The sequence below is a fragment of the Comamonas sp. FG99 genome, assembly GCF_057808605.1.
Genome location: NZ_JBMDII010000086.1, coordinates 1 through 1,166, shown reverse-complemented (window position 1 = coordinate 1,166; position 1,166 = coordinate 1). Strand labels below are relative to the sequence as shown.

Here is a 1,166-nt window from a genome sequence, read left to right as displayed (position 1 = left end):
CGCACCAAGCCCCACGTGAACGTGGGCACGATCGGTCACGTGGACCACGGCAAGACGACGCTGACGGCAGCGATCGCAACCGTGCTGTCCAAGAAGTTCGGCGGCGAAGCCAAGGCTTATGACCAGATCGACGCAGCGCCCGAAGAAAAGGCCCGCGGCATCACCATCAACACCGCCCACGTCGAGTACGAAACGGCCAACCGCCACTACGCTCACGTGGACTGCCCCGGCCACGCCGACTATGTGAAGAACATGATCACCGGCGCGGCCCAGATGGACGGCGCCATCCTGGTGTGCTCGGCCGCTGACGGCCCGATGCCCCAGACGCGCGAGCACATCCTGCTGGCCCGCCAGGTGGGCGTGCCCTACATCATCGTGTTCCTGAACAAGTGCGACATGGTCGACGACGAAGAGCTGCTGGAGCTGGTCGAGATGGAAGTGCGCGAGCTGCTGGACAAGTACGAATTCCCCGGCGACGACACCCCCATCATCCGCGGCTCGGCCAAGCTGGCGCTGGAAGGCGACAAGGGCGCGCTGGGCGAGCAAGCCATCGACAAGCTGGCGGAAGCGCTGGACAGCTACATCCCCACGCCTGAGCGCGCTGTGGACGGTGCGTTCCTGATGCCCGTGGAAGACGTGTTCTCCATCTCCGGCCGCGGCACCGTGGTGACCGGCCGTGTCGAGCGCGGCATCATCAAGGTGGGCGAGGAAATCGAAATCGTCGGTATCCGCGACACCCAAAAGACCACCGTCACCGGCGTGGAAATGTTCCGCAAGCTGCTGGACCAAGGCCAAGCTGGCGACAACGTTGGCCTGCTGCTGCGCGGCACCAAGCGTGAAGACGTGGAGCGCGGCCAGGTGCTGTGCAAGCCCGGCTCGATCAAGCCGCACACCCACTTCACCGCAGAAGTGTATGTGCTGAGCAAGGACGAAGGCGGCCGCCACACCCCGTTCTTCAACAACTACCGTCCGCAGTTCTACTTCCGCACCACCGACGTGACCGGCGCCATCGAGCTGCCCGCTGACAAGGAAATGGTGATGCCTGGCGACAACGTGTCGATCACCGTCAAGCTGATCGCGCCGATCGCCATGGAAGAAGGCCTGCGCTTCGCTATCCGCGAAGGCGGCCGCACCGTGGGCGCCGGCGTCGTTGCCAAGATCATTGC

1 protein-coding gene is annotated in these 1,166 nt (G+C 64.5%); it reads left to right on the top strand.

Annotated features, from left to right (window positions below):
- On the top strand, positions 1–1,166 hold a 1,166-nt coding region (tuf, locus tag ACODRX_RS25815; RefSeq protein WP_488874403.1), incomplete at both ends, for an elongation factor Tu.